At 34.7% G+C, this 18407-nt stretch carries 16 protein-coding genes and 2 tRNA genes; 8 read left to right on the forward strand and 10 right to left on the reverse strand.

What is annotated here, in order from left to right:
• The first annotated feature begins 16 nt into the window (after positions 1-16).
• Complete coding sequence (locus DG435_RS15930; RefSeq protein ID WP_199852647.1) at positions 17-1702, forward strand: amidohydrolase; 1686 nt, start codon at positions 17-19, stop codon at positions 1700-1702.
• A gap of 145 nt (positions 1703-1847) precedes the next feature.
• Entirely contained in the window at positions 1848-2924 is a 1077-nt protein-coding gene (gene prfA, locus DG435_RS15935) for a peptide chain release factor 1 (RefSeq protein ID WP_106791718.1), read from the forward strand.
• A gap of 69 nt (positions 2925-2993) precedes the next feature.
• Here the strand turns inward: prfA and lgt are convergent, their stop codons facing one another.
• The 4 genes from lgt to folE all read right to left on the reverse strand — a co-directional run bounded on the left by lgt (position 2994) and on the right by folE (position 6533).
• Positions 2994-3923, reverse strand: a complete 930-nt coding sequence (lgt, locus tag DG435_RS15940) for a prolipoprotein diacylglyceryl transferase (protein WP_106791719.1) — start codon at positions 3921-3923, stop codon at positions 2994-2996.
• A 124-nt stretch (positions 3924-4047) separates the two neighbouring features.
• On the reverse strand, positions 4048-4296 hold the full coding sequence (gene yidD, locus DG435_RS15945; RefSeq protein ID WP_106791779.1) for a membrane protein insertion efficiency factor YidD: 249 nt from the start codon (positions 4294-4296) through the stop codon (positions 4048-4050).
• 24 nt (positions 4297-4320) lie between these two features.
• The gene (cysS, locus tag DG435_RS15950; RefSeq protein ID WP_106791720.1) at positions 4321-5817 is read right to left on the reverse strand and encodes a cysteine--tRNA ligase; all 1497 of its coding nucleotides are present in this window, start codon (positions 5815-5817) and stop codon (positions 4321-4323) included.
• Positions 5818-5855: 38 nt separating this feature from the next.
• Entirely contained in the window at positions 5856-6533 is a 678-nt protein-coding gene (gene folE / locus DG435_RS15955; protein ID WP_024770787.1) for a GTP cyclohydrolase I FolE, read from the reverse strand.
• A gap of 297 nt (positions 6534-6830) precedes the next feature.
• On the opposite strand from folE, the gene DG435_RS15960 reads away from it, so the two are divergent.
• Positions 6831-8318, forward strand: a complete 1488-nt coding sequence (locus DG435_RS15960; RefSeq protein ID WP_159025492.1) for a T9SS type B sorting domain-containing protein — start codon at positions 6831-6833, stop codon at positions 8316-8318.
• A gap of 66 nt (positions 8319-8384) precedes the next feature.
• Here the strand turns inward: DG435_RS15960 and DG435_RS15965 are convergent, their stop codons facing one another.
• Both DG435_RS15965 and DG435_RS15970 read right to left on the reverse strand, forming a co-directional pair.
• Positions 8385-9896: an OmpP1/FadL family transporter gene (locus tag DG435_RS15965; protein WP_106791722.1), complete on the reverse strand. Its 1512-nt coding sequence runs from the start codon at positions 9894-9896 to the stop codon at positions 8385-8387.
• A 98-nt stretch (positions 9897-9994) separates the two neighbouring features.
• Positions 9995-11086 (reverse strand): hypothetical protein, encoded by a 1092-nt coding sequence (locus DG435_RS15970; protein ID WP_106791723.1) that lies wholly within the window; start codon positions 11084-11086, stop codon positions 9995-9997.
• 99 nt (positions 11087-11185) lie between these two features.
• On the opposite strand from DG435_RS15970, the gene proS reads away from it, so the two are divergent.
• The 4 genes from proS (at position 11186) to rpsT (ending at position 13234) form a co-directional block, all read left to right on the forward strand.
• A complete protein-coding gene (proS, locus tag DG435_RS15975; RefSeq protein ID WP_106791724.1) occupies positions 11186-12664 on the forward strand; it encodes a proline--tRNA ligase in 1479 nt (492 codons plus the stop codon).
• Between the two features lie 76 nt (positions 12665-12740).
• Positions 12741-12812: transfer RNA gene (locus DG435_RS15980), tRNA-Glu, on the forward strand.
• 67 nt (positions 12813-12879) lie between these two features.
• Positions 12880-12951, forward strand: a tRNA-Glu gene (locus tag DG435_RS15985).
• 34 nt (positions 12952-12985) lie between these two features.
• The gene (gene rpsT / locus DG435_RS15990) at positions 12986-13234 is read left to right on the forward strand and encodes a 30S ribosomal protein S20 (RefSeq protein ID WP_024770782.1); all 249 of its coding nucleotides are present in this window, start codon (positions 12986-12988) and stop codon (positions 13232-13234) included.
• 101 nt (positions 13235-13335) lie between these two features.
• Here rpsT and DG435_RS15995 read toward each other — a convergent pair whose 3' ends face one another.
• From DG435_RS15995 to DG435_RS16010, 4 genes are all read right to left on the reverse strand, one after another.
• Positions 13336-13815, reverse strand: coding sequence for a hypothetical protein (locus tag DG435_RS15995; RefSeq protein WP_159025493.1), 480 nt, complete (start codon positions 13813-13815; stop codon positions 13336-13338).
• A 236-nt stretch (positions 13816-14051) separates the two neighbouring features.
• On the reverse strand, positions 14052-15290 hold the full coding sequence (locus DG435_RS16000; protein WP_106791726.1) for a glycosyltransferase family 4 protein: 1239 nt from the start codon (positions 15288-15290) through the stop codon (positions 14052-14054).
• A 63-nt stretch (positions 15291-15353) separates the two neighbouring features.
• Positions 15354-16130 (reverse strand): zinc ribbon domain-containing protein, encoded by a 777-nt coding sequence (locus tag DG435_RS16005; protein ID WP_106791727.1) that lies wholly within the window; start codon positions 16128-16130, stop codon positions 15354-15356.
• A 3-nt stretch (positions 16131-16133) separates the two neighbouring features.
• Positions 16134-17228: a Nif3-like dinuclear metal center hexameric protein gene (locus DG435_RS16010; protein WP_106791728.1), complete on the reverse strand. Its 1095-nt coding sequence runs from the start codon at positions 17226-17228 to the stop codon at positions 16134-16136.
• 105 nt (positions 17229-17333) lie between these two features.
• On the opposite strand from DG435_RS16010, the gene lpxK reads away from it, so the two are divergent.
• Entirely contained in the window at positions 17334-18344 is a 1011-nt protein-coding gene (gene lpxK / locus DG435_RS16015) for a tetraacyldisaccharide 4'-kinase (protein WP_106791729.1), read from the forward strand.
• Positions 18345-18407 lie beyond the last annotated feature (63 nt).

The following is an 18407-nucleotide window of genomic DNA, read 5'->3' on the forward strand; positions in this document are numbered from 1 at the left end:
TATTAAAAGCAATCAAATGAAACTTATAACCTTCATTATAACATTAATGCTAAGTACTAATTCTTGTAATAAAGATGATAATTCTATACCAAATCAAAAGCAGGAAATTACAGTTGCATATATCAACGGAACTATTTTTACTGTAAACCCCGAACAGGTATGGGCAGAGGCTATAATTGTTAAAGGAAATAAGATAATCTATGTAGGAAATACTGATAAAGCTTTAGCACAGATAAATAAAGATACAGAAGTAATAGACCTTAAAGGAGCTACAGTAATACCAGGGATACATGATGTACATATGCATCCATTAGAAGCTTCAACAGAAAATTTTAAATTTATTTTAAAAGAAGGTAATGATCCCGAAAATTATGCACCTGCAATTCGTAAAGCATTACTTAATTTTCCTGATGAAGAATGGCTTTTGGGATGGGGAGTAAATTTGTATACTCTTCTTGAAGCTAAACGTTCTCCTATAGATATTCTGGATGATATTAGTAGCATCAGGCCTATTGCAATTATGGAGCGTACTTCTCATTCTATTTGGGTAAATTCTAAAGCATTAGAAATAGCAGGAATAGATATTAATTCAGAAAATCCAACAGGAGGAATTTATATGAGAGATAAAAATGATGAGCTTAATGGAATTCTGATAGATAATGCCGGAAATCTTATTTTAGATTTGGCCCTGACTCCTACAAGTCAAACTAAAGAAAACGATTATAACGGTTTAGTGAATTTCGCATTACCAGAGTTAGCTAAAAATGGAATAACTTCTATTTGCGATGCACGAACCTATTGGAAAAGAGATCATCATGCCATATGGAAACGAGTAGAAAAAGAAGGAGAACTTTCTGCTCGAGTTAATTTAGGATTATGGGCATACCCTATGCAGGATGATGAGTCACAAATATCATCACTAAAATCACTATATGAAAATGATAGTAATAGTCTTTTAAAAATAAACCAAATCAAGCTATACAGTGATGGAATAGTTCATAATACAACGGCGGCAATGCAAGAAGAGTATCGAATAGATCTTTTTCAGGAATCGAAGAATAACGGGTTGAATTATTTTACTCAAAACCGAATAACAAGTTATATTCAACAATTAGAAAATGTAGGGTTTGATTTTCATATTCATGCTATTGGAAATAGGGGAATCAAGGAATCTTTAAATGCAATAGAAACAGCAAGTAACGGCTCAGGAAGACATAGAATTACACATGTTGAAATAGTAACTCCATCAGATTTAACACGTTTTTCTCAATTAAATGTAACAGCAGATTGCCAGGTCGCAGGTGATTTTACACAGCCAGATCAATGGGATGAAAATGTAGAACTTATAGGAAAGGAGAGTTCAAAAAACCTGGTTCCTATAAAGAGTTTAAAAGAGGCTAATGCCAGAATTACATTAAGTAGTGATTGGGATGTGAGTAGTATAAACCCATTTGTAGGAATGCAAAATGCGGTAACGCGTTTTCCGCAAAATATAACCATAGAAGAGGCCGTAAAAGCTTATACACTTAATGGGGCTTATGTTATGCGACAGGAAACAGAGGTGGGCTCTATTGAGGTAGGAAAGAAAGCAGATTTTGTAGTGCTAAATCAGAATATTTTTTCTGTAGATCCTACTAAAATTGCCAATACCAAAGTGGATATGACTGTATTTGATGGAGAGGTAATTTTTGAAAGAAAATAAAAAACCAGGAATAACAGATGTTGTTAGGTCAAATAGTCTCAAATCAGAGGTGTGAATAAAATTGATCTGTATTCTTGTCATGCTGTATGAGCTTATGACAAAAAAGCTTACTTTTGTAAATTCTACAGATTAGGAAGAATACACTATGATTGATAAATTAAATATTGTAAAGCAACGGTTTGAAGAAGTGACTGATTTAATCATTCAGCCGGATATCATTGCAGATCAAAAAAAATACATAAAACTTAATAAAGAATATAAAGATCTTAAAGCACTTATGGATGTAAGAGATTCTTATATTGAACTCACTGATAACCTAAAAGAAGCTGAAGAAATTATTGCTGATGGTAGTGATGCAGAGATGGTAGAAATGGCTAAAATGCAATTAGAAGAAGCCAAAGAAGAATTACCTGATTTGGAAGAAAAGATTCGTTTTATGCTTGTGCCAAAAGACCCTGAAGATGCTAAGAATTGTGTGGTAGAAATTCGTGCAGGAACGGGAGGAGATGAAGCGAGTATTTTTGCAGGAGATTTATTTAGAATGTATACTAAATATTGCGAAGGTAGAGGTTGGAGTACAAGTGTGGTTGATCTTAATGAAGGTACCAGTGGTGGTTACAAAGAAATTATTTTTGAAGTTAATGGTGAAGATGTCTACGGGGTATTAAAGTTTGAAGCAGGTGTGCATCGTGTACAACGGGTTCCCCAGACCGAAACACAAGGTCGAGTACATACCAGTGCTGCAACTGTAATGGTTTTACCTGAAGCTGAAGAATTTGATATCGAGCTGGATATGCAAGAAGTACGTATTGAACGTACTACTTCTACAGGACCAGGAGGACAGTCTGTGAATACCACGTATTCGGCAATTAAATTACATCACGAGCCTACGGGAATGATTGTAAGTTGCCAGGATCAGAAATCATCACATAAAAACCTCGAAAAAGCACTAAAAGTATTGCGTTCTCGATTGTATGATATGGAATTGGAGAAGAAGCAAGCAGCTGATTCTGAGAAACGTAAAAGTATGGTGTCATCTGGAGATCGTTCTGCAAAAATTAGAACTTATAATTACCCACAAGGAAGAGTTACTGATCACCGTATTGGTCTAACGCTATATGATTTAGGTAATATTATAGATGGAGATATTCAAAAAATTATCGATGAGCTTCAGTTGGTAGCAAATACAGAAAAACTAAAAGAATCTAACGAGATTTTTTAAAAATAAAATTGAAGGTATAAAAAAAGCCGATGTATTTTACATCGGCTTTTTTTATGCTGTTTTTTTTATTTAATTAATTCCGGTTCTTTTTCCTGATCGTATTACAAAATATAAACCAATAATAATAAAAGGAATGCTTAGCCATTGACCTGTTGATAGTAAACCTAAGGCACTTTCAAAACCTCCTTGGCTTGATTTAACGTATTCTACAATAAAGCGTACTGTGAATATTAGAATTAAATACATTCCGAAAAGAAACCCACTATTATTTCGTTTATCTGTTTTCCAGTAGATCAACCATAGGATAATGGATACAAATATATATCCAAAAGCTTCATATAATTGGGCAGGATGGCGATATGGAATAGCTTCTAGTAGGTTAGAGAATTTAGGGTTTTCTACGATTGCAGAATACGCTTTATTAACGCTATCCATTCCCGTTTCTTTTAAAGCTTCTCTTTTGCTTAAGCCATCACGTATAAACTTTACTCCGAAAAAAGAATCGCCAGATTCTTTTCCAATAATTTCAGAGTTAAAAAAATTACCTAATCGAACAAAAATACCTCCAAAAGCAGCCGGAATAGTAACTCTGTCTAGAACCCAAAGCGGATGTTTATGTAAGATTTTTTTAGAATAATAATACATTGCAATTATAAAAGCAATAGCAGCTCCATGACTCGCTAATCCTTGAAAACCTATAAATTCAAATGCCGGCTTAAACCTGAAAGGTAAAAGAATTTCTAAAAGGTTGTTCTTGTAATAATCCCAGTCATAAAAAAAGACATGTCCTAATCGGGCACCTAATAATGTACCAATAACAGCATATATAAATACAGAATCTAGTTTTTCCATAGAGATATTCTCTCGGATATAGATTTTCTTCATTAGATACCAGCCTAATGTAAAGGCAATTACAAACATTAAGCTGTAAAAACGAATAACAAAAAAGCCGAGATCTATTCCTTCAACTGGATTCCAGGTAATTTTTGTAAATATCATGCGTGAGTTTTATTTTTTAAAAGTAAATATAAGTATTTATATGAGAAACGTATTACACATTCATATATTGAGAAAATGACCGAACGTTTTATGAATACAATCATTAAGAATGTATCTTTTTCATTCATTTTTTAATTGATTCTTTCTCAACATCAGGAACCGGATCATAGCCACTGCCTCCCCAGGGGTGACAGCTAAAAATACGTTTAATTGAAAGCATCCCTCCTTTAAATAGCCCATGTTTTTGTAATGCTTCAAGAGTATAATGCGAACAAGTAGGCTGATAACGACAGGTCGCAGGAGTTAACGGTGATATCAGGTTTTGATATAGTTTAACCAATACCACAAATGGAAATATTAAAATTTGTTTTATGGTCGTCTTAAAAGCCAAAACGATTTAATTTAATGAAAAGCTTGTGCCATCCCGGCCATCCTTAAGTTGAATGCCAATTTCTATAAGTTCATCCCTTATTTTATCACTAGTAGCAAAATCTTTATTGGCTCTTGCTTCTGCTCTTAGATTAATCAATAATTCTACAGTTCCAGAAAGCTTATCACTTATATCTGAAGCAGTTTCATTTATATTCACTAATCCAAGGACATCAAATACAAAACCATGTATGGTTTTACGTAATAATTCAAGATCTGTTGCAGAAATTGTAGCCTTTTGTTCTTTAATTGTATTAATAAACTTAACAGCATCAAATAATTTAGCAATTAAAATAGGGCTGTTAAAATCATCGTTCATCGCATCATAACATTCCTGTCTCCAGGCTTGTATATTAAACCCTTCGGTAGCAGAACTAGCTGATAGTCCATCGATAGCTTGTATGGCATCTATTAATCTGTAAAATCCTTTTTCTGAAGCTTCTAATGCATCATTAGAAAAATCCAAGATACTTCTGTAATGTGCCTGAAGCATAAAAAACCGAACAACGGAAGGGTCAAATGGTTTATCTAAAAAATCATTGTTTCCCGAAAACAACTCTCCCGGAGAGATAGTGTTTCCAGTTGATTTAGACATCTTTTTGCCATTAAGAGTGAGCATATTGGCGTGCATCCAATAATTTACAGGGGTTTGACCACAAGCAGCTTCACCCTGTGCAATTTCACATTCGTGATGAGGGAATTTTAAATCCATTCCTCCTCCATGAATATCAAATCGTTCACCTAGATATTTGGTACTCATCACAGTACACTCCAGATGCCAGCCTGGGAAACCATCACTCCATGGCGATGGCCAACGCATAATATGTTGAGGTTCTGCTTTTTTCCAAAGTGCAAAATCCTGAGGATTTTTTTTGTCACTTTGAGCAGATAACTCCCGAGTATTTGCAATCATATCCTCTAGATTACGCCCACTTAACTTTCCGTAATTGTTAGTTTCATTAAATTTTTGAACATCAAAATATACAGAACCATTGGATTCATAAGCAAAACCATTATCAATAATTGTTTTGATAATCTCAATTTGTTCTACGATATGCCCCGTTGCTGTAGGTTCTATACTCGGCGATATTGCATTAAATTTGGACATAACATGATGAAAATCTAACGTATATCGTTGAACGATTTCCATAGGTTCTAACTGTTCTAATCGTGCTTTTTTAGCAACTTTATCTTCACCTTCATCTGCATCATTTTCAAGATGACCAGCATCCGTAATATTTCTAACATAGCGAACTTTATACTCCAGATGTCTTAGGTATCTAAATACTAAGTCGAAAGAAATAAATGTACGACAGTTTCCTAAATGTACATTGCTATAAACCGTAGGACCACATACATACATTCCTATATTACCTTCTGTAATAGATTTAAATGTTTCTTTTTGACCTGAAATAGAATTATAAATTTTTAATTCCTGAGTTTTATACAACGAAGTTGCTGCCATAATGTAGAGTGATGCTTATGATTTTGTTGAAAATAAAATTAAAAAGTAGTGTCTAATTTGATATAATCCAAAAATTCTCTTTTTACAGATTGCTCTTTAAATTTACCACCAAATTCACTAGTAACTGTACTGCTTTCTATGTCTCTGATTCCTCGTGAATTTACACATAAATGCTTTGCGTCGATAACACAAGCCACATCCTTTGTCCCCAGGACTACTTGTAAATCCTGAACAATTTGCATAGTCAGACGTTCCTGTACTTGTGGGCGTTTTGCATAATAATCAACAATACGATTCATTTTGGATAACCCAACAACAGTACCATTAGATATATACGCCACATGAGCCCGACCAACTATAGGAAGCAAATGATGTTCGCAAGTAGAATATACAGTAATATTTTTCTCTACCAGCATCTCTCCATATTTGTAATGATTGTCAAATGTAGAGGCGTCAGGTTTTCTTTGTGGATGGAGGCCTGAAAAAATTTCATTTACAAACATTTTTGCTACACGTTGAGGAGTACCTTTAAGACTATCATCGGTTAGATCTAGTCCCAAAGTTTCCATAATATGTTTTACATCTTCTTTAATCAAAGCAATTTTTTCGGTATCACTAAGTTTAAAGGCATCTTCTCTAAGAGGAGTGGTAGCGCTAGTAGCTACATGATTATCACCTAGCGCTTCAATAGCTTCAAGGGCCTTGTCAATTTTCACACTTCAAAATTTTATAATTTATCAAAATTCTCACAAAAAATAATAAAACAAAAAAAGTCATGCATAGAAGTATTTCTTAGCCAATTCTTACTTTATTGTTTTTTTTGTAACATAAATAGAATAGTATTAATTAATACCTTCTATATTATGGTGTGCAAAGATACGATTTTGTTGTTTTACTTAGTAAAAGCTATGTTAAACAATTGTAGATATTAGTTTTCTTGGAGAAGTTCTGTATATTTAAGTCCCAAATTGAACTGTAACACACGAAAAATAAAGTTTTAACGTTATATGAAAATGGCAAAAGGATTACCTCAAATTTTGTTGCTTTTTAGCATTCTTGTTTTTAAAAGTACTTTTTTTTATGCTCAGGACTTTGATGTAGCTTGTAGAGCTGCTCAACCATTTTGTTCTGATGCTTCTTTAGAATTGACCTTCCCTAATGTAACTGGTGATATGGATGGCCTTGGCGAAGTGGGTTGTTTAAATACGACTCCTAATCCAGCATGGTACTTTATTCGTATTGATCAACCAGGAGAATTGATTTTTGATATCCAACAATGGGTTGATGGTAATGATAATAGTAATTTAGATAGAGGAGAAAGGCAACTTGATGTAGATTTTATTGCCTGGGGACCTTTTACCACCTCATTTGTGAATTGTGATATTCTCTCTCAGGGATGTGATAATAATGGGGATGGAGATAATATACGTCCAGCAGAATGTGTAAATAATGTCGATGATCCAGATTATTATGTTAATAATATGGACAATACTAATATTGTGGATTGTAGTTATGCAAGAACGCCAGATGATGATATTTATATAGAAACACTAACGATACCTAATGCTCAATCTGATGAGTACTACATTATTCTAATTACTAATTTTGCGGATGAGGCAGGAGTTATTCAGCTTCAGCAAACCAATCTTAATGAAGATAATGCAGGAACTACAGATTGTAGTATTTTAGAACCAGGTGTAGGACCTGATATTGCTACATGTGGTGAATTTCCGATTACTATAGAAGGAAGATTTCCTAGAGCTGTAACCTATCAATGGGCTAGAGCAGATGTAGGAACTACTAATTTTGTAAATGTTCCGGCCCCTCCTGGGGTAATACCATTTTTAGAAGTTACTACAGAAGGAGTGTACCAATTGAGAGGTTTTGATGAAACGGGAACCGAAGTTCCGGATTCTCCAGATGATTTAGTGGTTCTGGATGTTTCAGATGCTGTTGTCTCTGTAGGGTATTCTATTGCAGAAGAATCTTTTGCAGGGTGGTATACTATAACAGCAGAAGTAGTTGCCGCTCCTGATGTAGAAGCTGCAGGGTTTGATGATTTTGAGTATAGACTTGACCGAGATATAGGGAATGGTTTTTTAGAATATAGACCTTTTCAATCTTCTCCCGTATTTTCTAATGTTCCTCCAGGAGATTATTTTGTTACAGCCAGATATGCAAACTGTCCTGCCAGTGAAGAGATATCTGATGTTATCATGATTTTAGGATATCCTAAATACTTTACACCAAATGGTGATGGTTTTCATGATACCTGGAGCCTGATTAATATCGAAGGCCAGCCTACAGCACAAATCTATATATTTGATAGATATGGCAAATTGCTAAAACAAATAAGACCTGGTGGGCCAGGTTGGGATGGTACCTATAACGGAAAAAATATGCCTTCTTCAGATTATTGGTTTAGAGTAGAGTTTAATGAACCCAGGGATCCAAATATGCGACGGAGAGTTTTTGCTGGTAATTTTTCATTAATACGATAAAATACTGTTATACAAAAAAACCGAGATGTTATAATCTCGGTTTTTTTGTATAAGGTAAATATTATTCTAGAAATTCATGCCAAAAGTAAATGTAAGGTTTTGGGTATGGCTATCTAAAAGGGTTGTGTTATTAAATCCAGAATTAGGATAAAATTGCTCGGTACGTTCTTGTTCACTGTAATCATAAGCAATATCAATTTTAAATTTTCCAAAAGAATACCCTGCTCCAAAAGAATACCCTGTTTTTTCTCCAAGGATCAAATCATTTTTATAAGGGCTCTCTTCAAAACGATATCCACCTCTAATACTCCAGTTTTCAACTCTCCATTCGGTACCAACTCTTATGGTAGAGACGGCTTGTAGATTGTCATTAATCTCTCGATTAAGATTAGAGAAGCTAACATTTTCATCAGAGCTTAGTTTTGTTGTAGAATAATCTTTGTAAGAATAATCAAGGCTGATTAAGCCGTGTTGTTTGAATAATATAGCAATACTACCTGTGGCTTTTGCTGGTGTACGTAATTTATATTCAGGGAAAATGTTGATTACATCAGGATCTACGATAGATCTTCCGTCTGCGTCGCTAAATGTTTCCAGGCGTTGAGTGGTCTCTTCTTCGATATAATACCAGGTAGGAGATTCAAAAGAAGCTCCTAAACGAATCATTTCAGATACTTTGGCAATCCCACCAACTTGAGCAGAAAACCCTCCACCAGTAGTGGATAGTTTATTGGTAAATGTTACTTCATTAACATTACTACCTGCATTGTTATTTCCTTCAAAAAACTCGGTAACTCTATCATAATTAATAAAGTGCGAGTTTATATTGAGTCCTACATAAAAATTTTGATTAATTTGTGCGCCTCCATTTAAGGTGAATTTTCCATTTAGACCAGTACTTTCATAATAATATTCTTGATCAAAAACACCGGGTGCAATATTCGAAAAATAAGAAGTATTGTCAGGGTTATTAACATCGGTTGCTTCTATGACAAAGGCTTCACGGCCTAAGAATGCTTGCTGAGTGGAATACCCTTCAGATTCTCCAAGAAAACTATAAAGTTGATCTACAGATTCTCCTGCTCTTCTTGAAATCAAATCCAGAGGGAGTCCTTGTGCTTCCGAAAGGAAAAAGTTATCGATTGAATTAGAACTTCTTCCTAGAGCAACAAATTCATTAGCATTATTTGCAGTTTGATCATAGGCTAGTCCTAATGAAAGTTTATTAATAATCGATTGATCATTGTAATGATCGAAAACAAAAACAGCTCCTACTTGATTAAAATTTAAATTTCTAGAATCACGATTAGTTAAACGGTCAGAATAGTTTGCGTCATTATCTATATGGCTTGTAGAAAGAGTGACCGAGCCATGAGGATTTAAAAAAACTGCTGATCCTGCCGGGTTAATTTGCAATGCAGATAAATCTCCGCCTAGCGCGCCAAAAGCACCACTCATAGCTCTATAACGTGCGGTACCAAGGATATCTTGTTGTGAATAACGTAATGCATCAGTGATATCTTGAGCACTCAAAAAAGACATAGATAGTATACCTATGAATAAGAATAGCTTTTTCATCAATTTTTTAAATTTTGAATTACAGAATACCTCAAAAATAAATAAGATATTCGGGAAAGTTATCTAACAATTGTTTTTTTAGGTTAGAATTAAGATTTTTAGTTTCTTCCGCGACTTCTGCTTCTACTACCGCCACGACTTCCGCTGCTTCTAGATCTGCTACTGCTTCCTGATCTTGAATATCCACTACTACGAGGTGCACTGCTTCTTGAGTATCCAGAACTTCGACTTCTAGAAGAATTGTTCGATGAAGGAGAATATCCTCTGCTTCTGGTTGAAGAATTACTTCTGGATCTTGTCGTAGTTGTAGGGCTAGAGTATCTTGTGGAATTATTTCTTCCTACAGAAGATGATCGTGAACGAGAATATGTATTATTTGAAGACCTGGATCTGTTATAATAGTTATTTGTTGAAGATCGTGTTCTTCTGGCAGCATTAACTCTTCTGTTAGCATACCCTTGTCTACTTCTGCTATAATTTGATGCTTTTCGTGATCTGGTACTGTAATTTGAATTGTATGCTCTGCGACTTCTAGTAGAATATACATTTCTTGAACCTCTGTTGTAGGCTACATATCTACTTCTTCCATAATATGGATATCTGTTGTAATAAGGGCGATAATAACCTCTGTAGTAACCGGCATAACCTCCATAATAGTAAGGAGGACAATAGTATCCACCATACCAGTATGGGTTGTTCCAGCCAATTCCCCATCCAGGGCCATTCCATCCCCATCCGGCGTTCCATCCCCATCCATTGCCATACCATCCATTCCATCCCCATCCAGGGCCCCAGTTATTCCAACCGGTATTGTAAAGATTAACGCTGATTTCTGTAGGATTGCTGCCCCATGCTGGTTGTCCAACTTCATAGTTTAATGCAGTAGCAGTAGTATCTGCTACGTCATAACCTTCGCTAGAATAAGAATCAATGTCGGTAAAAATTACATCTTGCTCAATTGCTGTATCGATTTGTGCAGATTTTTCAGAAAAATAACTAGAATAATAATTAGATTTTTCATCTGTATTATTAGGTTGAGTCTCAATATTTTTTTGGCTTCCTGTGTCACTATAAATACCATCTCTATAAGGAGTGTATTCATAAGAACCACAAGACGTCAACATAATGATGGCAGCCAAAAGTAAAAAACCTATAGCTCCACTTCTCTGAAAATAATTTTTAAGTCGCATATCTTCTTATTTTATTGTTGAACATTACAAATTTAGTTAGTTTTGCGCTAACTAAATTATATTTAACAGAGCCACAACATTTGTGCCAAATAGAAGTTTATGAGCAAGAATTTAACAAAGCGTAGTGAAGATTATTCAAAATGGTATAACGAATTGGTTGTCAAGGCTGATCTGGCCGAGAATTCAGCAGTAAGAGGATGTATGGTGATTAAGCCATATGGTTATGCTATTTGGGAAAAAATGCAGGCAGAATTAGATAAAAAATTTAAAGAAACGGGGCATCAAAATGCTTATTTTCCATTATTTGTGCCTAAAAGTTTGTTTGAAGCAGAAGAAAAAAATGCAGAAGGGTTTGCTAAAGAATGTGCTGTAGTTACTCATTATAGGTTAAAAACTGATCCTGAAGACAGTTCCAAGCTGGTAGTGGATCCTAAAGCTAAGCTGGAAGAAGAGTTGATTGTACGTCCAACTTCTGAAGCTATTATTTGGAATACCTATAGAGGATGGATACAATCGTATAGAGATTTGCCGCTATTAATTAATCAATGGGCTAATGTGGTGCGATGGGAAATGCGTACCAGGTTGTTTCTTCGAACTGCAGAGTTTTTATGGCAAGAAGGGCATACAGCTCATGCCACAAGACAAGAGGCAATTGCTGAAACAGAGCAGATGAATAATATATATGCAGATTTTGCAGAGCAATTTATGGCTATTCCGGTAATAAGAGGAAGAAAAACAGAGAGTGAGCGTTTTGCAGGAGCAGAAGATACGTATTGTATCGAGGCACTAATGCAGGACGGGAAGGCCTTACAGGCCGGTACTTCACACTTTCTTGGGCAGAATTTCGCAAAGGCTTTTGATGTAAAATTTACTTCGAAAGAAGGTAAGCTAGATTATGTTTGGGCGACTTCGTGGGGAGTTTCTACTCGTTTGATGGGAGCTTTAATTATGACTCATAGTGATGATAATGGTTTGGTGCTACCACCTAATTTGGCTCCTATTCAAGTAGTAATTGTTCCTATATATAAAGGAGAAGAGCAATTAAATCAAATTTCTGAAGTTGCGAATGGGTTGGTTGCTGATTTAAGGTCTAAAGGAGTTTCTGTTAAGTTTGATAATAGAGATACACACAGACCTGGAGCTAAATTTGCTCAATATGAACTACAAGGGGTTCCTCTTAGGATTGCAATTGGGCCTAAGGATTTAGAAAAAGGGACTGTAGAACTTGCTCGACGAGATACATTAACAAAACAGTTTGTTTCTAAAGATGAGGTTGTTGCAACTATAGAGTCGTTACTTGTAGAAATTCAGGAAAGTTTGCATCAAAAAGCGGCTCAATATAGAGATGAACATATTACAGAAGTAAATTCTTTTGATGAATTTAAAGATGTTTTAGAGAGTAAAGGAGGATTCATCTCGGCACATTGGGATGGTTCTGCAGAAACAGAACAAAAGATAAAGGAACTTACTAAGGCTACGATACGATGTATTCCTTTTGATGCAAAAGAAGAAGATGGAGACTGTGTATATAGTGGTAAGCCATCAAAAATCAGAGTGTTATTTGCTAAGGCTTATTAAGGTTTTAGAAAAAAATAAAATAACACTTGCAGCATTAAAAAATAGTTGTATTTTTGCATCCGCAATTAGACAACATGGCCCGTTCGTCTATCGGCTAGGACGCCAGGTTTTCATCCTGGTAAGAGGGGTTCGATTCCCCTACGGGCTACAATAATGAAATTAATTGCAAATTTAAAGTGAAAGCTATAAATTTGCAATCCTTGAAAAGGGAAAATGGCCCGTTCGTCTATCGGCTAGGACGCCAGGTTTTCATCCTGGTAAGAGGGGTTCGATTCCCCTACGGGCTACAAATTTTATAGTAAGAAATTTAATAGAAGAGAGATGGCAAATCATAAGTCAGCATTAAAGAGAATTAGAAGTAACGAGACAAAGCGTCTTAGAAACAGATATCAGCATAAAACGACACGTAATGCTATAAAAAAATTACGTGAGTCTGATAAGAAAGAAGCAGAGACTTTGTTTCCTACAGTTGTTTCTATGCTTGATAAGTTAGCTAAGAATAATGTTATTCATAAGAATAAAGCTGCTAACTTAAAATCACAATTAGCAAAACACGTAGCTGCACTTTAAGTAGTAGTGTTTTTATTATAATATTTAGAATCAGGAGGGATACATCATGGTATCACTCCTGATTTTTTGTTTGTTATTGTTGCAATTACTTTTCAGAAATTTCAGAAAATAATTACAATGACAAGTCCGTTAGAGCAGACGATGATGATGATGATTGTTACCCTTTTACCTTCATGTGTAACTCCTTCAAAAACAGTTACAGGTTCGTTTTTATATTCATGATGCACCTGAATTACCTCTCTGTTTATTCGATGCTCTGCTAGTCCAATTCCAGAAAATCGTCTTTCGGTTATTTTGTAATCAGCAAAATCATCTTTTTTGAGATTTGCTTTTTCTAAAAATGTTTCTAAGGTAATTTCTGTACCTCTGCGTTCCATAGGGTATTCGTCTGCTCGTATGGTGCCGTATTTTTCATGATAATCAAGTTTGATGTCATCAGGTATTTCGGATCTTTTAGTTCCGATGATGTCTTCTTGAGTGATTGTTTCCTGAGTTTCGATTGTAGTGTTGACTTCTTTTTCACAAGAGGAGAATAGTAATAAGACAAAACTCATCAAGATGGTTAGTGTGAACTTTTTCATAAGGTTTTAAGATTTATACTAGCTTCGGTTGGATCTTTATGGTAACAGAAACCAGTAATAGTTGTTCGTACTCTGTTAAAGGATTTTCTGATTCCTCCTAAATCAATTTTGTTGGTAAAGTAAAATTAGAAATATTTTTGCTTAAAAAAAAGGGGGATTTCCCCTATTTTTTCAGTTTATTTGTTGATTTACAGTGTTTTATGGCAAGAAGTTGTTGTCTTTAGGTATTGGGTTTGCTAGGCTTTGTTTTTTTCTTCTATCCAGCGAGACATGAATTCTGTGCTTCGTAGTGTATGATGTTGTAGTAGACTGCCTATGAAGTTTTTTGTACGATGCTTATTAAGGTTTTTTTGAAGCTTGGAAACCTTATCCAGAAATAGATTGCAGAAGATTTTTTCCTGAAATCGCGTATTTGTGATCTCTATTCCGTTTTGTTGTGATTGCTGCCAAAGGGTTTCGTTATTGTGTAATCTTACGGCTGCTTTGGCAAATTCTAAGGGATCATCTGCAACAAAGCCGTTCCAGTCAGATTCTTCATCAAGCATTCCTTCTGCTCCTATAGAGGTTGTTATACTTGGTGTACCACAAAGCATGGCTTCTGCAAGTTTTCCTTTAATTCCTGCTCCAAATCGCAATGGAGCAAGGCAAACACGTGCTTGTGACATTATTTCTTTTGAATTTTTTGCCCACCCTTTGATGTGAAATCCTTCTTTGGGATTGTGCAGCTGTGTTGCCTTTGGAGGGGGGTATGCTCCATAAATATGCAATTCTGATTCTGGAAGCTCTTTTCTGATTAATGGCCAGATGGTCTCTTTAAGGTGTAGGACGCTGTTCCAGTTAGGTTCATGACGAAAGTTTCCTATCGTAACAAAATGTTTCCTGTTTTTGTGCTCAGGCCACCCTTTTTTTGTTTCTGTAGTAATAGGTTTAAATAGAAATGGTAAATAGAATAATAGATCCTCGTCTATTTTAAAGGTTTCTTTAAGAAGTTTTATTTCAAAATCTGAAATAATTAGAGAAAGGTCGCATCGATAGATGCTTGCGATCTCTCGTTTTGTAATGTCGTTTTGTAAAAGTTTATTGCTATTAAAAATCGTATTGCTTTTAAACGATTCTTGCCGTGTTTTTCTAAGACTATGTAGGTCTTCTGTATTTAATATTTTTAAAGCGTCGGGGCAATACTTTGTAACTCTCCATCCAAATTGTTCTTCTGTCATAAATCGATCAAACAGCACTATATTGGGTTGTTGTTCTATGATAAATTCATCAAAACTGGAGTTGTTGAGTTTTATAGTTACTTTAGGGACGTCTATGTTTTCGAAACTAATCATATGCTCTGTTTCTGCGGCGGGACTGGCAAAGGTGATTTTCCAGTCTTGAGTCTTGAATAGTGCTATAAGTTGCATCATTCTGCTCCCTGCTGCCGAAGAGTTGGGTTCTGGCCAAACAAAGCCTATAATGAGGATGTGGTTCATTGTTTGTACAATCAAAAAAGCCTCAGTAAAACTGAGGCTATATATTATTTAACTATCTTTTTGCTATAATTTTGCAAAAAGCGCGTTCATTTTTTCTTTTTCTTCCTTTGCAAGTTCTTGATCTACTAAAATACGACCACTGTGTTCATCTGTAATGATTTTCTTGCGAGAAGCGATTTCCATCTGTACCTGAGGTGGAATAGTGAAAAATGATCCTCCAGAAGCACCACGTTCTATTGGTACAACAGCAAGTCCATTTTTTACATTGCTACGTATTCTTTTATAAGCACTGATTAAGCGATCTTCGATTTCTTTTTGGTAATCTTCAGATTTAGAAATTAAAGCTTGTTCTTCTTTTTCAGTTTCAGCTAAAATAGCATCAAGTTCTCCTTTTTTATGAGAAAGGTGAGAGTTACGTTCACCAAGTTTTCCTTTGGTCTGATCGATAATCTCGTTTTTTTGAATAATCTGAGCTTTGTGCTCTTTGATATGCTTTTCTGCTAATTGAATTTCTAATTCCTGAAATTCAACTTCTTTACTAAGCGAATTGTATTCACGATTATTACGAACGTTTTTTTGTTGCTCTCCGTATTTTTTGATCAGCGCTTTAGCTTCTTCAATTAGATTTTTCTTGCTACTAATACCTTCGGCGATAGTCTCAAGATCATTGTTTAGCTTTTCTAATCTTTTATTTAATCCGGCTACTTCATCTTCAAGATCTTCAACTTCTAATGGTAATTCTCCGCGTACGTTTCTAATCTCATCAACTCTAGAGTCAATTAATTGCAAGTCATATAAAGCTCTTAATTTTTGCTCAACAGTAACTTCTTTCTTTGCCATATTTTATATGTATTGAATTGGATTGGTATTTTTATCCGATAAAATGATTGCAAAATTACTGATTTTTTTTCTAAGATAACTAACAATTAGGTTTTTTGTGTATTGTTCGCTTTCATAATGACCAATATCGGCCAATATTATTCTATCTTCGGCTTCATAAAATTGATGATATTTTAAATCTGCAGTGATAAAAATATCTGCACCTGCACGATGTGCATTAGTAATTGCAAAACTACCACTACCTCCTAGAACAGCTACTTTTTTGATAGGTTTGTTTAGTAATGCCGAGTGTCGGACACATCCTGTTTTGAAAACATTTTTGATATGTTTTAAAAAATCAAGCTCTTCTATTGGATTTGGTAGTTCTCCAATCATGCCCATTCCAATATTTTGATTTTTATTTTCGAGAGTAGTAATTTCATAGGCGACTTCTTCATAAGAATGATTCTCAAAAAGTGTTTTAAGGATTTTACCTTCACAATGTTTGGGGTATGTTACCTGGATTTGAGTTTCTTTTTCGTGATGTGTTTTTCCGATTTCACCAATTGAAGGCTTTGCAGTATCTGAGGCTCTAAATGTTCCTGTTCCTTCAGAAGAAAAACTACAATTGTCATAATTACCAATGGTTCCTGCTCCTGCTTCAAATAGTTTGCTGCGAAGTATTTCAGCTTCTGCAATAGGAGCAAAGGTGACTAGTTTTTTTATATTTCCGCTTTGCGGAATAAGAATTTTACGATTCACAAGCCCTAATTGCTCACAAATCATATCGTTTACACCGTATATCGAATTGTCTAGTGCGGTATGAATGGCAAAAATGGCAATATCATTTTTAATAGCTTTCATTATTACTCGCTCTACATAATTACTACCATTAAACTTTTTGAGTCCCTTAAATACGATTGGATGAAAGCTTATAATCAAATTACAGTTGTTTTCTATAGCTTCATCTACTATGTTTTCCAGAGTATCCAGAGTTACCAGAATTCCTGTTACCACAGTTTCTGGGCTACCAACCAATAAGCCAACATTATCAAAATCTTCTGCGTATGCCATTGGAGCTAAAGTTTCAAGATGCTGTATAACCTCTTTTATTTGCATTATAATATGTTTTTGAATAAAAATTGAATGTAAAAAAACTTTTATCAATAATCAAAGTTTCGTTTTATACTTTTGTTGCAGTGATACATTGAAAATTTTAAACGTGTGAATTTACTGCGAAAAATACTTTTACCATTTGTTCCTTTTTATTTTCTGGCTACCTGGATGAGGAATAAATTGTATGATCTGGGGATTAAAAAATCTACGACATATGACTTTCCGATAATAGCAGTAGGAAATCTTAGTGTAGGAGGAACAGGTAAATCGCCGATGGTGGAATATTTAGTGACTTTGCTTAAAGATAAGATATCATTAGCAACGCTTAGCCGAGGATATAAAAGAGAAACCAAAGGATTTAAGCAGGTTGATACTTCTTCTACTGCAAAACAAGTAGGAGATGAGCCGCTTCAGTTTAAAAGAAAATTTACAGATGTTGTAGTGGCGGTGGATGCGGATAGACGTAGCGGAATTTCTAATTTAAGATCATTAACACCCAAGCCAGAAGTAATTTTACTAGATGATGCTTATCAACATCGTAAGGTAAAAGCAGGGTTCTATATTTTGCTTACTGCATATTATGATCTCTACTGTAATGATATTGTCTTGCCTACAGGAAATTTAAGAGAACCAAAAAAGGGAGCTGATCGGGCTGATATTATTGTAGTTACAAAATGTCCTAATTCGTTGTCTTTTGAAGAAAGGAAAAGGATTACGGATAAATTAGCAATAAAACCCAATCAGGATTTGTTTTTTACCACTATTGATTACGGAAATAATATCGTAAATATTTCTGAAACAAAACCAATCAACTCCTTGCAAAATATCCACTTTACTTTGGTAACCGGTATTGCTAACCCTACTCCTTTGTTAGATCATTATACTTCTTTAGGGTTGAAATTTGATCATATTAATTTTCCCGATCATCATAATTTTACTGACACTGAATTAAAAAAATTGAATACCCTAGAATTTATTATTACTACAGAAAAAGATTATGTGAGGTTGGCTCCGGATATTTCTGAAAAGAAACTATGGTATCAGCCAATAGAAATAAGATTTATAGAAGGAGCTACTTCTTTTGATGATAAAATATTAAAGTTTATTGAAAAAAAATAAGACCCTATTAAAGGGTCTTATTTTTTAATTCTGGCTAACTCAAATAAAGTTTGTATTTATAAA

Origin of the sequence: Aquimarina sp. Aq78 (assembly GCF_900299525.1) — a bacterium.
Lineage (GTDB): Bacteria > Bacteroidota > Bacteroidia > Flavobacteriales > Flavobacteriaceae > Aquimarina.